At 73.2% G+C, this 15790-nt stretch carries 11 protein-coding genes; 5 read left to right on the forward strand and 6 right to left on the reverse strand.

Translation table 11 applies throughout. From position 1 onward, the window contains the following. Positions 1-16: 16 nt before the first annotated feature. Positions 17-1093, forward strand: a complete 1077-nt coding sequence (locus IN07_RS17860) for an alkene reductase (protein ID WP_036338186.1) — start codon at positions 17-19, stop codon at positions 1091-1093. Positions 1094-1124: 31 nt separating this feature from the next. Beyond that, on the forward strand, positions 1125-2312 hold the full coding sequence (locus tag IN07_RS17865; RefSeq protein ID WP_036338189.1) for an MFS transporter: 1188 nt from the start codon (positions 1125-1127) through the stop codon (positions 2310-2312). Positions 2313-2315: 3 nt separating this feature from the next. Here IN07_RS17865 and IN07_RS17870 read toward each other — a convergent pair whose 3' ends face one another. The 5 genes from IN07_RS17870 to IN07_RS17890 all read right to left on the reverse strand — a co-directional run bounded on the left by IN07_RS17870 (position 2316) and on the right by IN07_RS17890 (position 10723). After that, positions 2316-3329: a sigma-70 family RNA polymerase sigma factor gene (locus IN07_RS17870; RefSeq protein WP_036338191.1), complete on the reverse strand. Its 1014-nt coding sequence runs from the start codon at positions 3327-3329 to the stop codon at positions 2316-2318. Between the two features lie 113 nt (positions 3330-3442). Next, positions 3443-5491 carry a choline BCCT transporter BetT gene (gene betT / locus IN07_RS17875; RefSeq protein WP_052091447.1) on the reverse strand — a complete coding sequence of 683 codons (2049 nt, stop codon included), beginning with the start codon at positions 5489-5491 and terminating at the stop codon, positions 3443-3445. After that, entirely contained in the window at positions 5488-7194 is a 1707-nt protein-coding gene (gene betA, locus IN07_RS17880; RefSeq protein ID WP_036338195.1) for a choline dehydrogenase, read from the reverse strand. Before betA ends, betT begins: the two co-directional genes overlap by 4 nt. Then, positions 7191-8696: an aldehyde dehydrogenase family protein gene (locus IN07_RS17885; RefSeq protein ID WP_036338197.1), complete on the reverse strand. Its 1506-nt coding sequence runs from the start codon at positions 8694-8696 to the stop codon at positions 7191-7193. The genes betA and IN07_RS17885 overlap by 4 nt, the downstream gene beginning before the upstream one ends. A gap of 230 nt (positions 8697-8926) precedes the next feature. Further along, entirely contained in the window at positions 8927-10723 is a 1797-nt protein-coding gene (locus IN07_RS17890; protein ID WP_036338200.1) for a hypothetical protein, read from the reverse strand. A 262-nt stretch (positions 10724-10985) separates the two neighbouring features. Here IN07_RS17890 and IN07_RS17895 point away from each other — a divergent pair, with 262 nt between their 5' ends. After that, positions 10986-12311 carry a sensor histidine kinase gene (locus IN07_RS17895; protein ID WP_036338203.1) on the forward strand — a complete coding sequence of 442 codons (1326 nt, stop codon included), beginning with the start codon at positions 10986-10988 and terminating at the stop codon, positions 12309-12311. Further along, entirely contained in the window at positions 12308-12973 is a 666-nt protein-coding gene (locus tag IN07_RS17900; protein ID WP_231558451.1) for a response regulator transcription factor, read from the forward strand. The genes IN07_RS17895 and IN07_RS17900 overlap by 4 nt, the downstream gene beginning before the upstream one ends. A 15-nt stretch (positions 12974-12988) precedes the next feature. Here IN07_RS17900 and IN07_RS17905 read toward each other — a convergent pair whose 3' ends face one another. Further along, on the reverse strand, positions 12989-13336 hold the full coding sequence (locus IN07_RS17905; RefSeq protein WP_036338205.1) for an MmcQ/YjbR family DNA-binding protein: 348 nt from the start codon (positions 13334-13336) through the stop codon (positions 12989-12991). Positions 13337-13531: 195 nt separating this feature from the next. On the opposite strand from IN07_RS17905, the gene IN07_RS17910 reads away from it, so the two are divergent. Beyond that, complete coding sequence (locus tag IN07_RS17910; RefSeq protein ID WP_052091448.1) at positions 13532-15727, forward strand: MMPL family transporter; 2196 nt, start codon at positions 13532-13534, stop codon at positions 15725-15727. The last annotated feature ends 63 nt before the right edge of the window (positions 15728-15790 follow it).

Here is a 15790-nt window from a genome sequence, read left to right on the forward strand (position 1 = left end):
ACCAAGGAGTTCTCCCATGACGTCCTCGCTCTTCTCCCCCGCCACCCTCGGCAGCCTCCAGCTGCGCAACCGGCTGGTCATGGCCCCCATGACCCGGAACCGGGCGGCTGCCGACGGCGTGCCGACCGAGTCGATGACCACCTACTACACCCAGCGCGCCGGAGCCGGGCTGATCGTCACCGAGGGCACCCAGCCCAGCGCCGTCGGGCAGGGCTATCCGAACACCCCGGGCATCCACAACGCCGAGCAGGCCGCCGGCTGGCGCCGGGTGACCGATGCCGTGCACGAGCAGGGCGGTCGGATCTACCTGCAGCTCATGCACGCCGGGCGGATCTCCCACCCCTCGCTGCAGCCGGACGGCGGCCGCCCGGTCGCACCGTCGGCAGTTCGCCCGGCCGGCCAGGTGTTCACCACCGAGGGCCTGCAGGACTTCGTCGAGCCGCGCGCGCTGGAGACCGAGGAGGTCGAGGCCGTCGTCGCCGAGTTCGCCGAGGCAGCCCGCCTCGCGGTCGAGGAGGGTGGCTTCGACGGTGTCGAGGTGCACGGCGCCAACGGCTACCTGCCGCACCAGTTCCTCGCCGAGGGCACCAACCAGCGCACCGACCGCTACGGCGGCTCGGCCGAGAACCGCGCCCGGTTCCTCCTCGAGGTGACCGCTGCCGTCGCCGGCGCCGTGGGCGCCGAGCGGGTGGGGGTGCGGCTGTCCCCGGCCAACAGCTTCAACGACATCGTGGAGCACGAGACCGAGGACGTGTACGCCGCGGTCGTGGCGGGTCTGGAGCCGCTCGGGCTGGCCTACCTGCACGTGGTGGAGGGGCCGCCGGCCGTCACCGAGCAGATCCGCCGCGCCTGGTCGGGGCCGATGATCGTCAACCCGGCCTTCAGCCTGGCGACGACGACGGACAACCTGGACGCACTGCTCGCCCACGGGCGCGCCGACCTCGTCGCGGTCGGCCGGGCCTTCATCGCCAACCCGGACCTGGTCCGCCGGCTCGAGGTCGACGCCGACCTCAACCTCGCCGACGAGAGCAGCTTCTACGGGGGCACCGACGCCGGGTACATCGACTACCCGACGCTGGACCAGGCGGCCTGACGCTGCTGCGCCCGGCCCTGGAGGAGCTGCGGTGACCTCCAGGGCCGGTGCGCCCGGCCAGCGGGCGAGCGGGGCGTGGCGCTGGCCGGCGCTGGCGATGTTCGCGGTCGGCTACGGCGCGAACCAGTTCGTGCCGCTGCTGGCCGTCTACCGCCACGACCTGGCGTTGTCCGACGCCAGCGCCACGGCGATCTTCGGGGTCTATGCCGTCGGGCTGGTGCCGGGCTTCCTCGTCGGCGGTCCGGCCAGCGACCGTTACGGCCGGCGCCGCATCATGATCAGCTTCGCCGCGGTCTCGCTGCTGGCCACCGTGGTGCTGATCACCGGAAGCTGGGGCCCGGCCGGCCTCTACGCGGGCCGGCTGCTGACCGGGGTCGTCTCCGGCACGGTGTTCACGGTGGGGACGGCGTGGATCAAGGAGCTGTCCGGGAGAGCCCCCGGTGCGGCCGCACGCCGTGCGGCACTGGCGCTGACCGCCGGGTTCGGTGTCGGACCGCTGGTCGCCGGCCTGCTGGCCCAGTGGGCGCCGCTGCCCACGGTCCTGCCCTACCTGCTCCACCTGGCCCTCGGGGGCACGGCGCTCGCGCTGCTGCCCCGGGCTCCCGAGACGCGTCCGGCCTCCTCGGGTGGCCGGTGGCAGCTGATCCCGGCAGCGGCGAGGACCAGCCGGTTCCGCCGGGTCGTCGCGCCGATGGCCCCGTGGGTGTTCGGCAGCGTGACCCTGGTCTTCACCACGCTCCCCGCCCACGGTGTGGGACCGCTCCCGGGGATCGGCGTGGCGTTCTCGGGCTTCCTGGCGGCTGCTGCACTCAGCGCCGGCCTCGGCGGCCAACGCTGGGGCCGGCACCTGCTCGGCAGCGGGGACGCCCGGGCCATGGTCCTCGGACTGGCCGCGGTCACGACCGGCGTGCTGGCCGCGGCGCTGGCCACCGCCCGTCCCGGCCTGCTTCCGGTCGTGGCGGCGGCGCTGGTGCTGGGCGTCGGGTACGGCGTGTGCCTGGTGGGCGGGTTGCGCGAGGTGGAACGACTGGCCACCCCGGAGCAACTGGGCGGGCTGGTCGCCGTCTACTACTCGCTGGCGTACTCAGGGCTGGCCATCCCATTCCTGCTCGCCCTGGCCGCACCGCAGGTCGGTTACCCGCCGGCGCTGCTGCTCGTGGCCGCCGCGGCGCTGGCCACCGGCGTCATCGTGTCCGTGCAGAGCCGTCGGAACCGGTGAGCGTCAACCAGCCGTCGAGGCCGCCGGGTCGTGCGGCAGGCCGAAGAGGTCGAACAGCCGGGTGTCGAGGAACGCCGTCATCCGGGTGATCCGCCCGTCGGCCATGGTCAGCGCGTGCACGGCCCACGGCCGGTGCGCGCCGTCCGGCCCGTTGGGCCGCCACTGGGCGAAGGCCGGGTTGCCGTTGAGCTCCAGCGGCACCACGTGCGAGCCGCGGCACTCCGCACCGGGGCCGGCGAACCAGGTGCCGATGTCCGCGGCGCTGCGCAGCCACATCGCGTAGGGCGGCATGTCCATCACGGCGTCCTCGTGCAGCAGCGCGACGAGGGCCTCGATGTCGTAGCGCAGGAAGGCGTCCAGGTAGCGGGCCAGCAGCTCGGCGTCCGGGGCGGCGACGTCCCGGTCGGGGGCCTTCTCCTGGGCCTGGGCCGCGGCGAGGGTGGCCCGCGCACGCTGCAGCGCACTGTTGGCGGCCGCGACGGAGGTCTCGAGCAGCGCCGCCACCTCGTCTGCCTTCCAGCGCAGCACGTCCCGCAGGATGAGCACGGCCCGCTGCCGCGGCGGCAGCAGCTGCAGCGCGGCGACGAAGGCCAGCCGCACCGACTCCTTCTGCACGGCGAGGTCGGCCGGGTCGCCCCCGACGGGGACGTTGCGGTCCAGCGCCGGCTCGACCCACGCCCCGTCGGCCAGCACCCCGGCCAGCGACGCCGGCACGGGGGCCGAGGACTCGTCGGACAGGTCGACCGGGAGCGCCCGGCGCTTGCGGCCATCGAGGGCGTCGAGACAGACGTTGGTGGCGATCCGGTACAGCCAGGAACGCAGTGCCCCGCTGCCCTGCAGCCGGTCCAGCGACCGCCAGGCCCGGACCATCGTCTCCTGGACGGCGTCCTCCGCATCGAAGGAGGACCCGAGCATCCGGTAGCAGTACCCGGTCAGCTCACGCCGGTGTTCGGCCAGCCGCGGTTCGAGCTCAGCGACCTGACCGACGTCCGGCCGTTCGACGATCGCACCGGTCATCACGGGCTCCTCCCCGGCTGGGCTGTTCCGGGGACGATCCTGCCCGAGGGGACCGACAGAAGTAAGACGCACGGGGACGGTCGCCGCACGCGATCGTGCGGCGACCGAACCCGTCAGGACGTCGTGCCGGACTCCTGGAGGCGCAGGAACTCCAGGTGCCGCTCGTACTGGTCGAGCACGTCGTCGATGATCTGGGTGTGGGTGTACCCCATGATGTCGTAGCCCTGGCCGCCCTCCCGCATGTGGACCTCGAGGCGGAAGTAGGTGTCGTCCCCGCGGGGTGAGGCCGGTCCGTAGACCGGCATCGGCACCTCCTCGGGCTGGACCCGGTAGTCGAACGGGTAGTCGCCCCGGAGATCGACCACCAGCTGGACGTGGGTCCACCCGAGCTCGTCGGTCTCGCGGCGCACCTCGGTCTCGACCCCCTCGGCGCGCAGCTCCGTCGCCACCTCCTCCAGCGCGGGCTCCGCCACCTCGTCGAGGAACTGGTCGACCCGGGCCTTGCCGGGGAAGGACATCGCTCGGCTCAGCCGGGTGCGCCACGTCCGCCCACCGCGCCGGTCCCCGGCCATCGGGGTGCGTCCCGACAGCCGCCCCGGCAGGCTCTGGGCGTGGCTGGCGGTGCGGTTGGCCTCCACCCGCAGCGCCTTGAACAGCGACACCATGACCAGCACCATCACGAAGGCGAACGGCAACCCCATGACGATGGTGGCGTTCTGCAGGGCGGGCACCCCACCGACGATGAGCATCCCGGCGGTGAGCAGGCCGGTGGCCACGGCCCAGAAGATCCGCACGCCCTTGCCTGCGTCGGCCTGCGGCGTCCTCAGCTCCGAGGACAGGTTGGCCATGACCAGCGCACCGGAGTCGGCCGAGGTTACGTAGAAGAGCAGGCCCACGAAGGTGGCGACCGCCGCGGTCAGCGGGAACACCGGGTACTCCATGAGCAGGGTGTAGAAGCCCCGCTCGGGGGTGTTCATCGCGAGCTCGCCGAAGGCCTCGTCACCGCCGCGCACCCGGTCCAGCGCACTGTTCCCGAAGATCGACACCCACATGAGGATGTAGGTGAACGGGATGATCATCGTGCCGGCCACGAACTGCCGGATGGTGCGGCCTCGGGAGATGCGGGCGAGGAACAGCCCCACGAACGACGCCCAGGCGATCCACCAGGCCCAGAAGAACAGCGTCCAGCCGTTCAGCCAGTCGACCGGCCGGTCGAAGGCGAACGTCTGCAGGGTGAGGTCGCCGAACGTGCTGACGAAGTCACCGATGTTCAGCACCAGGGCGTTGAGCAGGAACACGGTGTTGCCGGCGATCAGCACGAAGGCCGCGAGACCGATGGCGAGGAGGACGTTGAGCTGGGAGAGGAGCTTGATCCCCTTGTCGATCCCACTGACCGCCGAGATGGTGGCGATCCCGACGGCCAGCGCGATCAGCCCGACCTGGGCCGCGCGGCCCTCGGGGATCCCGACCAGCAGGTCGAGGCCGTAGTTGAGCTGGACGACACCGATGCCGAGCGAGGTGGCGACACCGAAGATCGTGCCGAGCACGGCCGCCAGGTCGACGGTGTGGCCCAGGGCGCCGTTGATCCGCTTGCCGAAGATCGGGTACAGCGCCGACCGGATCGCCAGCGGCAGGTTCATCCGGTAGGAGAAGTAGGCCAGCGCCATCCCCATCAGCGCGTACATCCCCCACCCGGTGATCCCGTAGTGGAAGAGCGTCCAGACCGTCGCCTCACGCGCTGCCTCGACGGTCTCGGGTTCCCCGACCGGCGGCGCCAGGTACTGCGTCACCGGCTCGGCCACCGCGAAGAACATCAGGTCGGTGCCGATCCCGGCGGCGAAGAGCATCGAGGCCCAGGCGAAGGTGCTGTACTGCGGCGTCGAGTGCTCCGGGCCGAGCTTCGTCCGCCCGTACCGGGACACCCCGAGGAAGATCACGAAGACCAGGACAGCGGTCGCCAGCAGGATGTAGAACCAGCCGAACCACTCCGACGTCCACCCGACGAGGGTCCCGATGGCGTCCGCCGCCGCCGTCGGGGCGACGATGGCCCACGCGGCCACGATCAGGACCCCGGCCGCCGAGCCGTAGAACACCGGCTTCTTGATCCGCGCCGACGGCCCAGCCGTCGTCGACCCCTCGGCCGCGACGGTCTGCTCGCTCATGACGTCTGCCCGGCGAGGACCGTGTTCCGGGGGTCGCCCGGCGGGTGGAGGGGCATCCCGTCACGGTGGCGGTAGTACGGCACGTGCAGCGGCGGCGCCGGCTCGTTCCCCATGATCAGGTCCGCGGCCTTCTCCGCCAGCATCATGACCGGGGCGTAGATGTTGCCGTTGGGCACGAAGGGCATCACCGAGGCGTCCACGACGCGCAGCCCCTCGACACCGTGCACGCGCATGCTCGAAGGGTCCACCACGCTCATGTCGTCGGTGCCCATCTTGGCGGTGCACGACGGGTGCAGCGCCGTCTCGGCGTCGCGGGCGACCCAGTCCAGGATCTCCTCGTCGGTCTCGACCGACGGGCCGGGCGAGATCTCCCCGGCGTTGAAGGGCGCGAACGCGGGCTGCTCGAGGATGTCGCGCGCCGCACGCACCATCTCGATCCACTCGCGGCGGTCGCTCTCCGTCGAGAGGTAGTTGAACCGCAGTGCGGGGTGCTCGAAGGGATCCGTGGACTTGATCTTGACGGTGCCGCGGACGTCGGAGTACATCGGCCCGATGTGCACCTGGTACCCGTGCTCGGGGGCCGGTCGGGTCCCGTCGTACCGGATGGCGATCGGCAGGAAGTGGAACATCAGGTTCGGGTAGTCGACCTGGTCGTTGCTGCGGATGAAGCCCCCGGCCTCGAAGTGGTTCGAGGCCCCGACGCCCCGACGCAGGAACAACCACTCGGCACCGATCCGCGGCTTGTGCCGGTGCTTGAGCCAGGGCGCGATCGAGACCGGCTGCTTGCTGGCGTACTGGATGTAGACCTCGAGGTGGTCCTGCAGGTTCTCCCCCACGCCCGGCAGGTCCGCGACGCACTCGATGCCCAGCTGCTCCAGTTCCGCGGCGTTCCCGATCCCCGCCAGCTGGAGCAGCTGCGGGGAGTTGAACGCCCCTCCGCACAGGACCACCTCACCGGCGTCGACGGTGCGCGTGAACGTGCCGCCGCGCAGGTAGTCGACGCCGACGGCGCGGCCACCGTGCACCCGCACGCCGGTCACGTGGGAGAGCGTGTGCACGGTGAGGTTGGGCCGGCTCGTCACCGGGTGCAGGTAGGCGCGGGAGGCGCTGAGCCGACGGCCCTGGTGGACGTTGCGGTCGAACGGCGCGAACCCCTCCTGCCGATAGCCGTTGACGTCGTCGGTCAACGGGTGCCCGGCCTGCTGGGTGGCCTCGAAGAAGGCACCGAACAGCGGGCTCTTCGCCGGTCCACGCTCCATGACCAGCGGGCCGGAGCCACCACGCCACTGGTCCGCACCGGCCAGGCACGTCTCCATCCGCTTGAAGTAGGGCAGACACTCGGCGTAGCCCCACTGCTCCATGCCCGGCTCCCGGGCCCAGCGCTCGTAGTCCAGCGGGTTGCCGCGCTGGAAGATCATGCCGTTGATGCTGCTGGAGCCCCCGAGGACCTTGCCGCGGGCGTGGAACACCCGGCGGCCGTTCATGTGCGGCTCCGGCTCGGACTCGTACTTCCAGTCGTACAGGCGGTTGCCGATCGGGTACGGGAGCGCCGCCGGCATGTGGATGAACGGGTCGACCTTGAAGTCACTGCGCCCGGCCTCGAGGACGAGGACCGTCGTGGCCGGGTCCGCGCTGAGGCGGTTGGCCAGGGCGGATCCGGCGGACCCGCCTCCGACGATGACGTAGTCGTAGGACTTGCTCATGCGTCCCTCCCTGCCGGCTCGCCGAACCAGTACTGCGCGGCCGGCCTGGTGTTGTGCCAGATGTGCTTGGTCTCCCGGTACTCGTCGAGGCCGGCGAGGCCGAGCTCCCGACCGGTCCCCGACTGCTTGAACCCGCCCCACTCGGCCTGCGGCACGTAGGGGTGGTAGTCGTTGATCCAGACCGTGCCGTGCCGCAGCCGCCGGGCCACGCGCTCGGCGCGGCCGGCGTTCTGGGTCCAGACGGCGCCGGCGAGGCCGTAGATCGTGTCGTTGGCGATCCCCACGGCCGCGTCCTCGAGCTCGTCGGAGCTCGAGCCGCTGAACGTCTCCACGGTGAGCACCGGGCCGAACGACTCCTCCTGCACCACACGCATGTCCGTGCGGCACCCGTCGAAGATGGTCGGGAGGAAGAAGAACCCGTCGGCGAGCTCCGGGTCCTCCGGCCGTCCGCCGCCGACGCGGAGCACCGCTCCCTCGGCGAGCCCGGCGGCGACGTAGTCCTCGACCTTCTCCCGGTGGGCCGCGCTGATCAGCGGCCCGGTCTCCGCCTCCTGGTCGAAGGGCCCGCCCAGCCGGATCTTCTCCGCGCGCCGGACCAGCTCGTCGACGAAGTCGTCGTGGATCGTGTCCTCGACGACCAGGCGGGCACCTCCCGAGCAGACCTGCCCGGAGTCGAGGAAGACGGCGGTCAGGGCGAAGTCGAGCGCCACGTCGAGATCGGCGTCGGCGAAGACGATGTTCGGGTTCTTGCCCCCCAGCTCGAGGGCGACCTTCTTCACCGTCGCCGAGGCGGCGGCCATGATCTTCCGGCCGGTCTCCAGGCCACCGGTGAAGGAGACCAGGTCGACCTCGGGCGCCTCGGTGAGCGGCACACCCACGTGCGCCCCGGTGCCGAGCACCAGGTTGGCGACGCCGTCGGGCACCCCTGCCTCGGTGAGTGCCCGCATCAGCCAGATCGCGGTCGACGGCGTCAGCTCGCTCGGCTTGAGCACGAATGTGTTCCCCGCGGCCAGCGCCGGGGCCACCTTCCACGAGGTCTGCAGCAGCGGGTAGTTCCACGGCGTGATCAGCGAGCACACCCCGATGGGCTCGCGGACGATCCGGCTCGAGACGTCGGGCATCCCCGGGTCGACGACCCGCCCGGCGTCCGCACCGGCCAGACCCGCGTAGTGCCGGAAGACCGCGGCGATGTCGTCCACGTCGAGCTCGGACTCGACCAGCCGCTTGCCGGTGTCCAGCGACTCCAGCCGGGCTACCTCGTCCTTCTGTTCCTCGAGCAGGTCGGCGACCCGGTGGAGGACCCGCCCGCGCTCGGTGCCGGTGGTGTCGCGCCACGGGCCGCTGTCGAACGCGCGACGAGCGGCGCGCACCGCGCGCACCGCGTCCTCCGCAGTCCCCTCCGACACGGTGGTGACCAGGGTCCCGTCTGCCGGGCACCGGATCTCCCGGGTCCCGCCCTCGGCGGCGTCCTGCCACGTTCCATCGATGAACAGGTCGGGCATGAGGTCCTCTCGTCCGCCGCAGGAGCTCTGCCGCCGGACGTGACGCGGAACGCGATCGCTGTCGTCGTCCCCCTGGAACGGTGCCGTCCCACACGGATCTGGACGACCGGCGCCTGCCCCGTCGGTTCGAGAGAGCCTGCTCCTTCGACGGCGTCCGCGGGTTCGGACGCCGAGTCGGCGCCGAGGAACCCTACCGAACACGCCTCCGCGGAAGGGACTCGTTCTTCTCGCTACTGGTAGGTGACCAGTTCCGGGGTCGGCTGCACCGTCTCGATGGTCTCCTGGGGGGAGATCATCGGCTCGTCCTCGTCGATGAAGTTCTTCCAGCCCCAGTACAGCGGCTCCGGGGCGCCGCGGTGCAGCACCTCCCAGGTGGTCTGCTTGGCCGGCTGGGAGCCCTGCCCGTCGACGTGCACCAGGATCGCCAGCTCGTCACGGGAGGTGTCCAGCCGCTCGCGGTCGACGATCATCCGCACCTGGAACTGGTGCAGCACCAGCAGTTTCTGCGGCAGGTCGTTCTCCCGGACCAGGTCGGCCAGCCAGGTGACCACCTGGTTCACCTCGTCGATGTCCACCTGGCCGATCTGGCGCAGGTGCACCTCACCCGGCTTCAGCCGCCACTCCGGGTCCAGCGCCAGCCCGACGTAGGGCAGCGTCAGCAGCGGCTCGTACTGCTTGGCCGGGGTGAGGAAGTCGGTGCGGCCCGGCTGCAGGTCCAGCACCACGTACAGGCCGGCCTCACCGGCGGCCTCGACCCAGGGGCGCAGCGTCTCGACGTCCTGCTCGGCGGAGTAGTTGCCGTCCGGGCCGGCCGAGGCCGAGGCCACGGTGGCGATGATCTCGAACGTCGGGACGACGGTGTTGTCCACCAGCGGCCGGTACTCGTCGGCGTACTGCTGTGCCCGCGCGATGGCGCCGGGCAGGTCCTGCTCGCCCAGCAGGCCCAGGGCACCGCTGCCGGGGATGCCGTAGAGGGCGATCAGCGTGTGCTCGGGGAACAGCAGCTGACCGCCGCCGGGCAACTGCGTACCGGTGGCCACGGTGTCCAGCTTCCAGTCGATCCCCGGCGCCCCGGCCAGGTCGGCACCCAGCACGACGACCGTGGGCTCGGCGGCGAGGCGCTCGACGACCTCCGCCGACCCGCGCGGATCGACCACCCCGCCGGTGAGCAGCACCTCGGCACCGGCGGCCCGGGCCGTCGCGATCCCGGCCAGCGACTGCGCGTCCCCGCTCGCGAGGACCACCACGTCCTCCAGCGGCTCGGGGCGCTGCACCTCGGGCAGCTCCCCCGTCGCCTCCGCCGGCTCCGACGCCTCGGACTCGGTCTCCGACGCCTCGGACCCGGTCTCGGACGCACCGGTCTCCGAGCCCTCCGCTGCCGTCTCGGTGGGGCTCGCCGGGGCCGGCGGGGCCTCCGCCGTCAGGACCGGCAGCGCGTCCGGCGCCAGCCCGGCCACCGCAGCCGCCCGCTCCGCGTCGGGCACGGTCGTGGGCTCGGCGAGGTCCAGGCCGGTCGCTTCCGCCAGCGCCTCGGCGTCGGCGGGGACGGCCACGACGTCGACGTCGTCCGAGCCACCCGGGACCAGGTCGGCGGCGGCGTCGCCGACGGCGAGAACCGTCTGCACGCCGAGGCGGTCGAGCTCCGCCCCGAGCACGTCGGCGGGGTCGCCGGAGCCCAGCAGCAGGGGCACACCGAGACCCACCGCCGCCACCGCGCCCAGCAGCTCCGCGTCCACATCGCCGCCACCGGCCACGACGGCCACGTCCGAGCTCTCGTACAGCGCCCGGCTGGTCGAGACGGCGGCGGCCACCGGGTCGGCGTCGGGCACGAGCGTGCGCGCCGCATCCGGAGCCGCGGTCACGGCCCCGGCGACGGCGGGGTCGTCCGAGCCACCCGAGTCGGCCGAGCCGCCGGAGTCCCCGTCGTCCGAGCCGGTGCACCCGGCGAGCACCAGGGCGGTGACCAGGGCGAGCGCCGGGACGGCGGGGCCGCGAGCGGGACGAGGGAGGACTGCGGTGCGGCGCATGGGCTACTTCCTGTGCCCGCGGCCAACCAGGGAGCCGGGGTCCCGGGGCGGGCGGGCACGAACACGGTCGGGGGCACACCGACAGTAGATGCGTCCGCCGTCGGCGCGAAACCCGCTGCTCGGGTCGACGTCCTGGACACGGCCGGGGCAGGCCGGGAGCATCTGCGCCTGAGATGAGCGCGCACAGGTCGGGACAGCCCGAGTCCGTACCGGCCAGCCAGCGGGCTGGGACGGCCCGTCGCCCCCGGCCAGGCTGGTCGGCATGACGACGACCACCGCCGAGCTGCCCGTCTCGGCCGGACTCCCCGTCGCACACGAGGCCCGGCGCGGCTGGTGGCGCCAGCTCGGCATCGACACCGGCTACGTGCTGCTCGCCTTCCCGCTGTCGCTGCTCGCATTCGTCCTGGTGGTCACCGGCGGCGCGGTCGGGCTCGGGCTGACCGTGGTGTGGATCGGGCTGCCCGTGGCGGTCGGCACCCTGCTCGCCGCCCGTGGGTTCGCCACGGCCGAGCGGTCCTGGTTGCCCGCGGTCCTGCGCACGCCGGTGACCCGTCCGGTCTACCGGCGGCCCGGTCCGGACGCCGGCCGGATGCGTCGGCTGCTCGCGCCGATGCGCGAGCCGCAGTACTGGATGGACGCGCTGCACGCCGTGCTCCGCCTGTTCGTGGCGGTGCCCGCCTTCGTGGTCACGGTCGTCTGGTGGGCCATCACGCTGGCCGGCCTGACCTCGGTGACCTGGGACTGGTCGATCCCCTACGACGAGTCGGGACAGCCGGACAACTACACGCTACCCGAGCTCATCGGGATGGCCGACACCTCGATCAACCGGGTCCTCCTCTACACGGCCATCGGGGTGCTGTTCGCCCTGACGCTGCCGGTCGTCGTCCGGGGGTGCGCTCTCGCCCAGGCGCAGCTCGGCCGGGGGCTGCTGTCCTCCCGGGCCGCCACCCAGGCCGAGATCGGCCGGCTCTCCGAGGGCCGGGACGCCGCCGTGGCGGCCGAGGCCGTCGCCCTGCGCCGCCTCGAGCGCGACATCCACGACGGCCCGCAGCAGCGACTCGTCCGGCTCAGCATGGACCTGCACCGGGCCCGCCGGATGGTCGACAGCGACCCGGACGGCGCCCGCGCGACGCTGGAGGAGGCGGCGGCGCAGACCAGGGAGACGCTGGAGGAGCTGCGGGCGCTGTCCCGCGGGATCGCCCCACCGGTGCTGGCCGACCGCGGCCTGGCCGCCGCACTCGCCGCCCTCGCCGCCCGCTCCCCCGTGCCGGTCGAACTGGCCGTCGCCCTCCCCCCGGGGCAGCGGCTGACACCGGCCGTGGAGAACTCCGCCTACTTCCTGGTGAGCGAGGCGCTGGCGAACGTCGCCAAGCACAGCGAGGCGACGGTGAGCCGGGTGACGGTGGTCTGCGAGGACGACCGGCTCCGGGTGGTCGTCGAGGACGACGGCCGCGGCGGTGCCGTGCTGGCCCCCGGCCACGGTCTGGCCGGGCTGACCGATCGGCTGCGCGCGGTCGACGGGGTGCTGACCGTGGACAGCCCGCGGGGCGGGCCGACCCGGCTGATCGGCGAGCTGCCGTGCCGGTGACCGGAGGCAGCCCCCGGATGCGGGTCGTGCTGGCCGAGGACTCGGTGCTGCTCCGTGAGGGCCTCGTCCGGTTGCTCGGCGAGGCGGGCACCGAGGTGGTGGCCGCCGTCGCCGACGGGCCGTCACTGGTGCGGGCCGTCGTCGAGCACCGGCCGGACGTCGCCGTCGTCGACGTCCGGATGCCCCCGACCCACACCGACGAGGGGCTGCGGGCCGCGGTCGAGGCGCGCCGCGCCGTCCCGAGGACTGCGGTGCTGGTGCTCTCCCAGTACGTGGAGGTGGCCTACGCCGACGAGCTGCTCGCCGACGGCGCGGGCGGGGTCGGCTACCTGCTCAAGGACCGGGTCGCGCAGGTGGACCAGTTCCTCACCGCCCTGGACGACGTCGTGGCCGGCGGCACGGTGCTCGACCCGCAGGTGGTCGCCCAGCTGTTCGCCCGGCGCCGGCGGGACGACCCGGTGCGCTCGCTCTCCCCCCGCGAGCGGGAGGTGCTGGGGCTGATCGCCGAGGGCCACTCCAACGCCGCGATCGCCCGCGAGCTGGTCGTCACCCAAGGGGCCGTGGAGAAGCACACCCAGCACATCTTCGCCAAGCTCGGCCTGAGCCAGGACGACGACCAGCACCGCCGGGTGATGGCGACCCTCGCCTACCTGCGCAGTTGACCGAGGCGCACCGGTTCAGCGGGCAGGGGTACCGAAGGCAGCCCGCAGCCGGGCGGGTGCCCGCAGCCGCCACGCCTCGGTGAGCAGCTCGGCCAGCTCCGACCGGTCCACGGCCGCGAGCTGGACGACGACCATGCTGCTGTTGCGGTAGTGGTGCGGCACCGAGAACACCTCCGGCCGCTCGGCGGCCAGCTCGGCGTTCTCCCCGGGCGCCAGCCGGATCGCCACCCACTCCTCCGCCGGCGGCATCGACGCGAAGACCTTGTCGCGCACCCGGAGGCAGGCCATGTCCCACGCCGGGCGCTCGGTGGCCTCCGGCAGGGCCAGTGCGATCACCCGGACGTCGTCGGACGTGGCTGCCATGGCGGCAGGGTGCCACCGGCCACCGACAGGACGCACCCCTCGTCGGGCTGACCGGCCGACCGAGATGGTGCCAGCCCGACCTCGTTCGGGGGGCCAGCCGCAACGACATGATCATCTCGGGCCGCGAGGCTCGGTCCAGCGACGCCGCACCCTGCGGCGCCCGAGCTGGAAGGCCCCATCGTGAGCGTCCCCGTGATGACCACCCTGCCCGTCACCGCGCCACCTCCCCGGCGGGACGGGTTCGCCGTCCGGGTGGCCCGGTGGAGCGCCACCCACCGCTGGACCGTGCTCGGGCTCTGGGTGCTGGCCGTCGCACTGGCCGTCGTCATCGGCGGCGCCATGGGCACCAAGACGCTCACCGCTGCGCAGAGCGGCAGCGGTGAGTCCGGCCGGGCCGACGTCGTCCTGGACGGCGCCGGGTTCCCCGACCCGCCCACTGAGCAGGTGCTCGTGCAGACCCGCGACGGCTCGGTGATCGGCGCCGAGGGCACCGCCGCCGCCGCGGACGTCACCGCCGCCGTCCGCGGGCTGGACGAGGTGGCCGCCGTCGGCGACCCGGTCGCCTCCGCCGACGGGACAGCGCTGCTGGTGCCGGTCACCCTCGACGTCGGGGACCGCACCGGCTCGGCCGCCGACGATGCGGCCGTCGACGCGGTGCAGCCGGTGCTCGACGCCGTCGCCGGCGTGCAGGCCGAGCACCCGGGGCTGCGGGTCGTCGAGTCCGGCGGCAGCTCGCTGGACGCCGTCGTCGGCGAGCAGCTGGAGGAGGACTTCCTGCGCGCGGAGCTGCTGAGCCTGCCGGTGACGCTGGTGGTGCTGCTGGTGGCCTTCGGTGCCCTGTTCGCCGCCGGCGTGCCGCTGCTGCTGGGGCTCACCGCCGTCGGTGGCGCCCTGGGCCTGGTCTCCCTGGTCTCCCAGCTGACCCCCGTCGATGCGAGCACCGCCAGCGTCGTGCTGCTGATCGGCATGGCCGTCGGGGTCGACTACGCGCTGTTCTACGTCCGGCGGGCCCGGGAGGAACGACGCCACGGCGCACCCACCGCGCTCGCCGTCGAGCTGGCCGCCGCCACCTCCGGGCGGGCCGTGCTCACCTCCGGCCTCGCCGTCGCGGTGGCGATGGCGGGCATGTACCTGGCCGGGAGCCCGGTGTTCACCTCGTTCGCGACCGGCACGATCCTCGTGGTGCTGGTGTCGGTGATCGGCTCCCTGACCGTGCTGCCGGCGACGCTGGCGCTGCTGGGGCGGGGCATCGAGCGGCCGCGGGTCCCGCTGCTGGGCCGGCTGGTGGGCCGCTCGGACGACAGCCGGGTCTGGTCGGCCGTCGTCCGGCGGGTGGTGTCCCGGCCGCGGACCTCGCTGGCCGTGGGGGTGGCCACGCTCCTGGCGGTGGCCGCGCCGGCGATCGGCATGGCCACCTCCAACCCGGGCATCGACGCGCTCTCCCGGGACAGCGAGGTGGTCCGGGCCTACGACGCCATCGCCGCGGCCTTCCCGCAGGAGGGCAGCACCGACCAGGTCGTCGTCTGGCGCACCGACGGGCAGCGGCTCGACGTGCCCGCCGTCCAGGACGCTGCCGACGAGCTGGTCGCCCGGCTGCCGGACGCAACGGCCGCCGGCGAGCTCGAGGTCAGCCCCGACGGCACGGTCGCCCGGCTGTCGGTGGCGGGCGCCGGTGCGGCCGGCAGCGACGAGGCCCGGGCCGGGCTCAGCCAGCTGCGTGAGGACCTCCTGCCGGCCACGCTCGGTTCCGTGTCCGGCACGGCCACGGGCGTCACCGGCGCCACGGCCGGGGACGCCGACTTCAGCGACACGATGGCGCAGCGGCTGCCGGTCGTGATCGGGTTCGTGCTGGCGCTCACCGTCGTCGTGCTGACCGTGGCGTTCCGGTCGCTGGCGGTGGCGCTGATCGCCGCCGTCCTCACCCTGCTGTCGGTGGGTGCCGCCTACGGCGTGCTGGTGGTGGTCTTCCAGTCCACCTGGGCCGAGGGCCTGCTCGGCTTCACCTCCACCGGGGCGATCGTCTCCTGGATCCCGCTGTTCCTGTTCGTGGTGCTCTTCGGGCTGTCGATGGACTACCACGTGTTCGTGGTCTCCCGGGTCCGTGAGGCGGCCCAGGCGGGCATCCCGCTGCGGCTCGCGGTGACCACCGGGGTCTCCCGCTCGGCCGGCGTGGTCACCAGCGCCGCGGTGGTCATGGTGGCGGTGTTCAGCATCTTCGCGACGCTGTCGATGCTGGAGTTCAAGCAGCTGGGGGCGGGCCTGGCGGTGGCGGTGCTGATCGACGCGACCCTGGTCCGCGGGGTCCTCTTGCCGGCGGCGATGGCGGTGCTGGGCGAGCGGACCTGGTGGCTGCCGCGGTGGCTGGGCTGGCTGCCGGCCAGCAGCCACTGAGGCCCGGGTGCGCGGTGCGCACGGCCGGAACTGGTTGGCCGACCGTCGTCCCCGCCGGGTAGA

The organism is Modestobacter caceresii (genome assembly GCF_000761485.1).
Lineage (GTDB): Bacteria > Actinomycetota > Actinomycetes > Mycobacteriales > Geodermatophilaceae > Modestobacter > Modestobacter caceresii.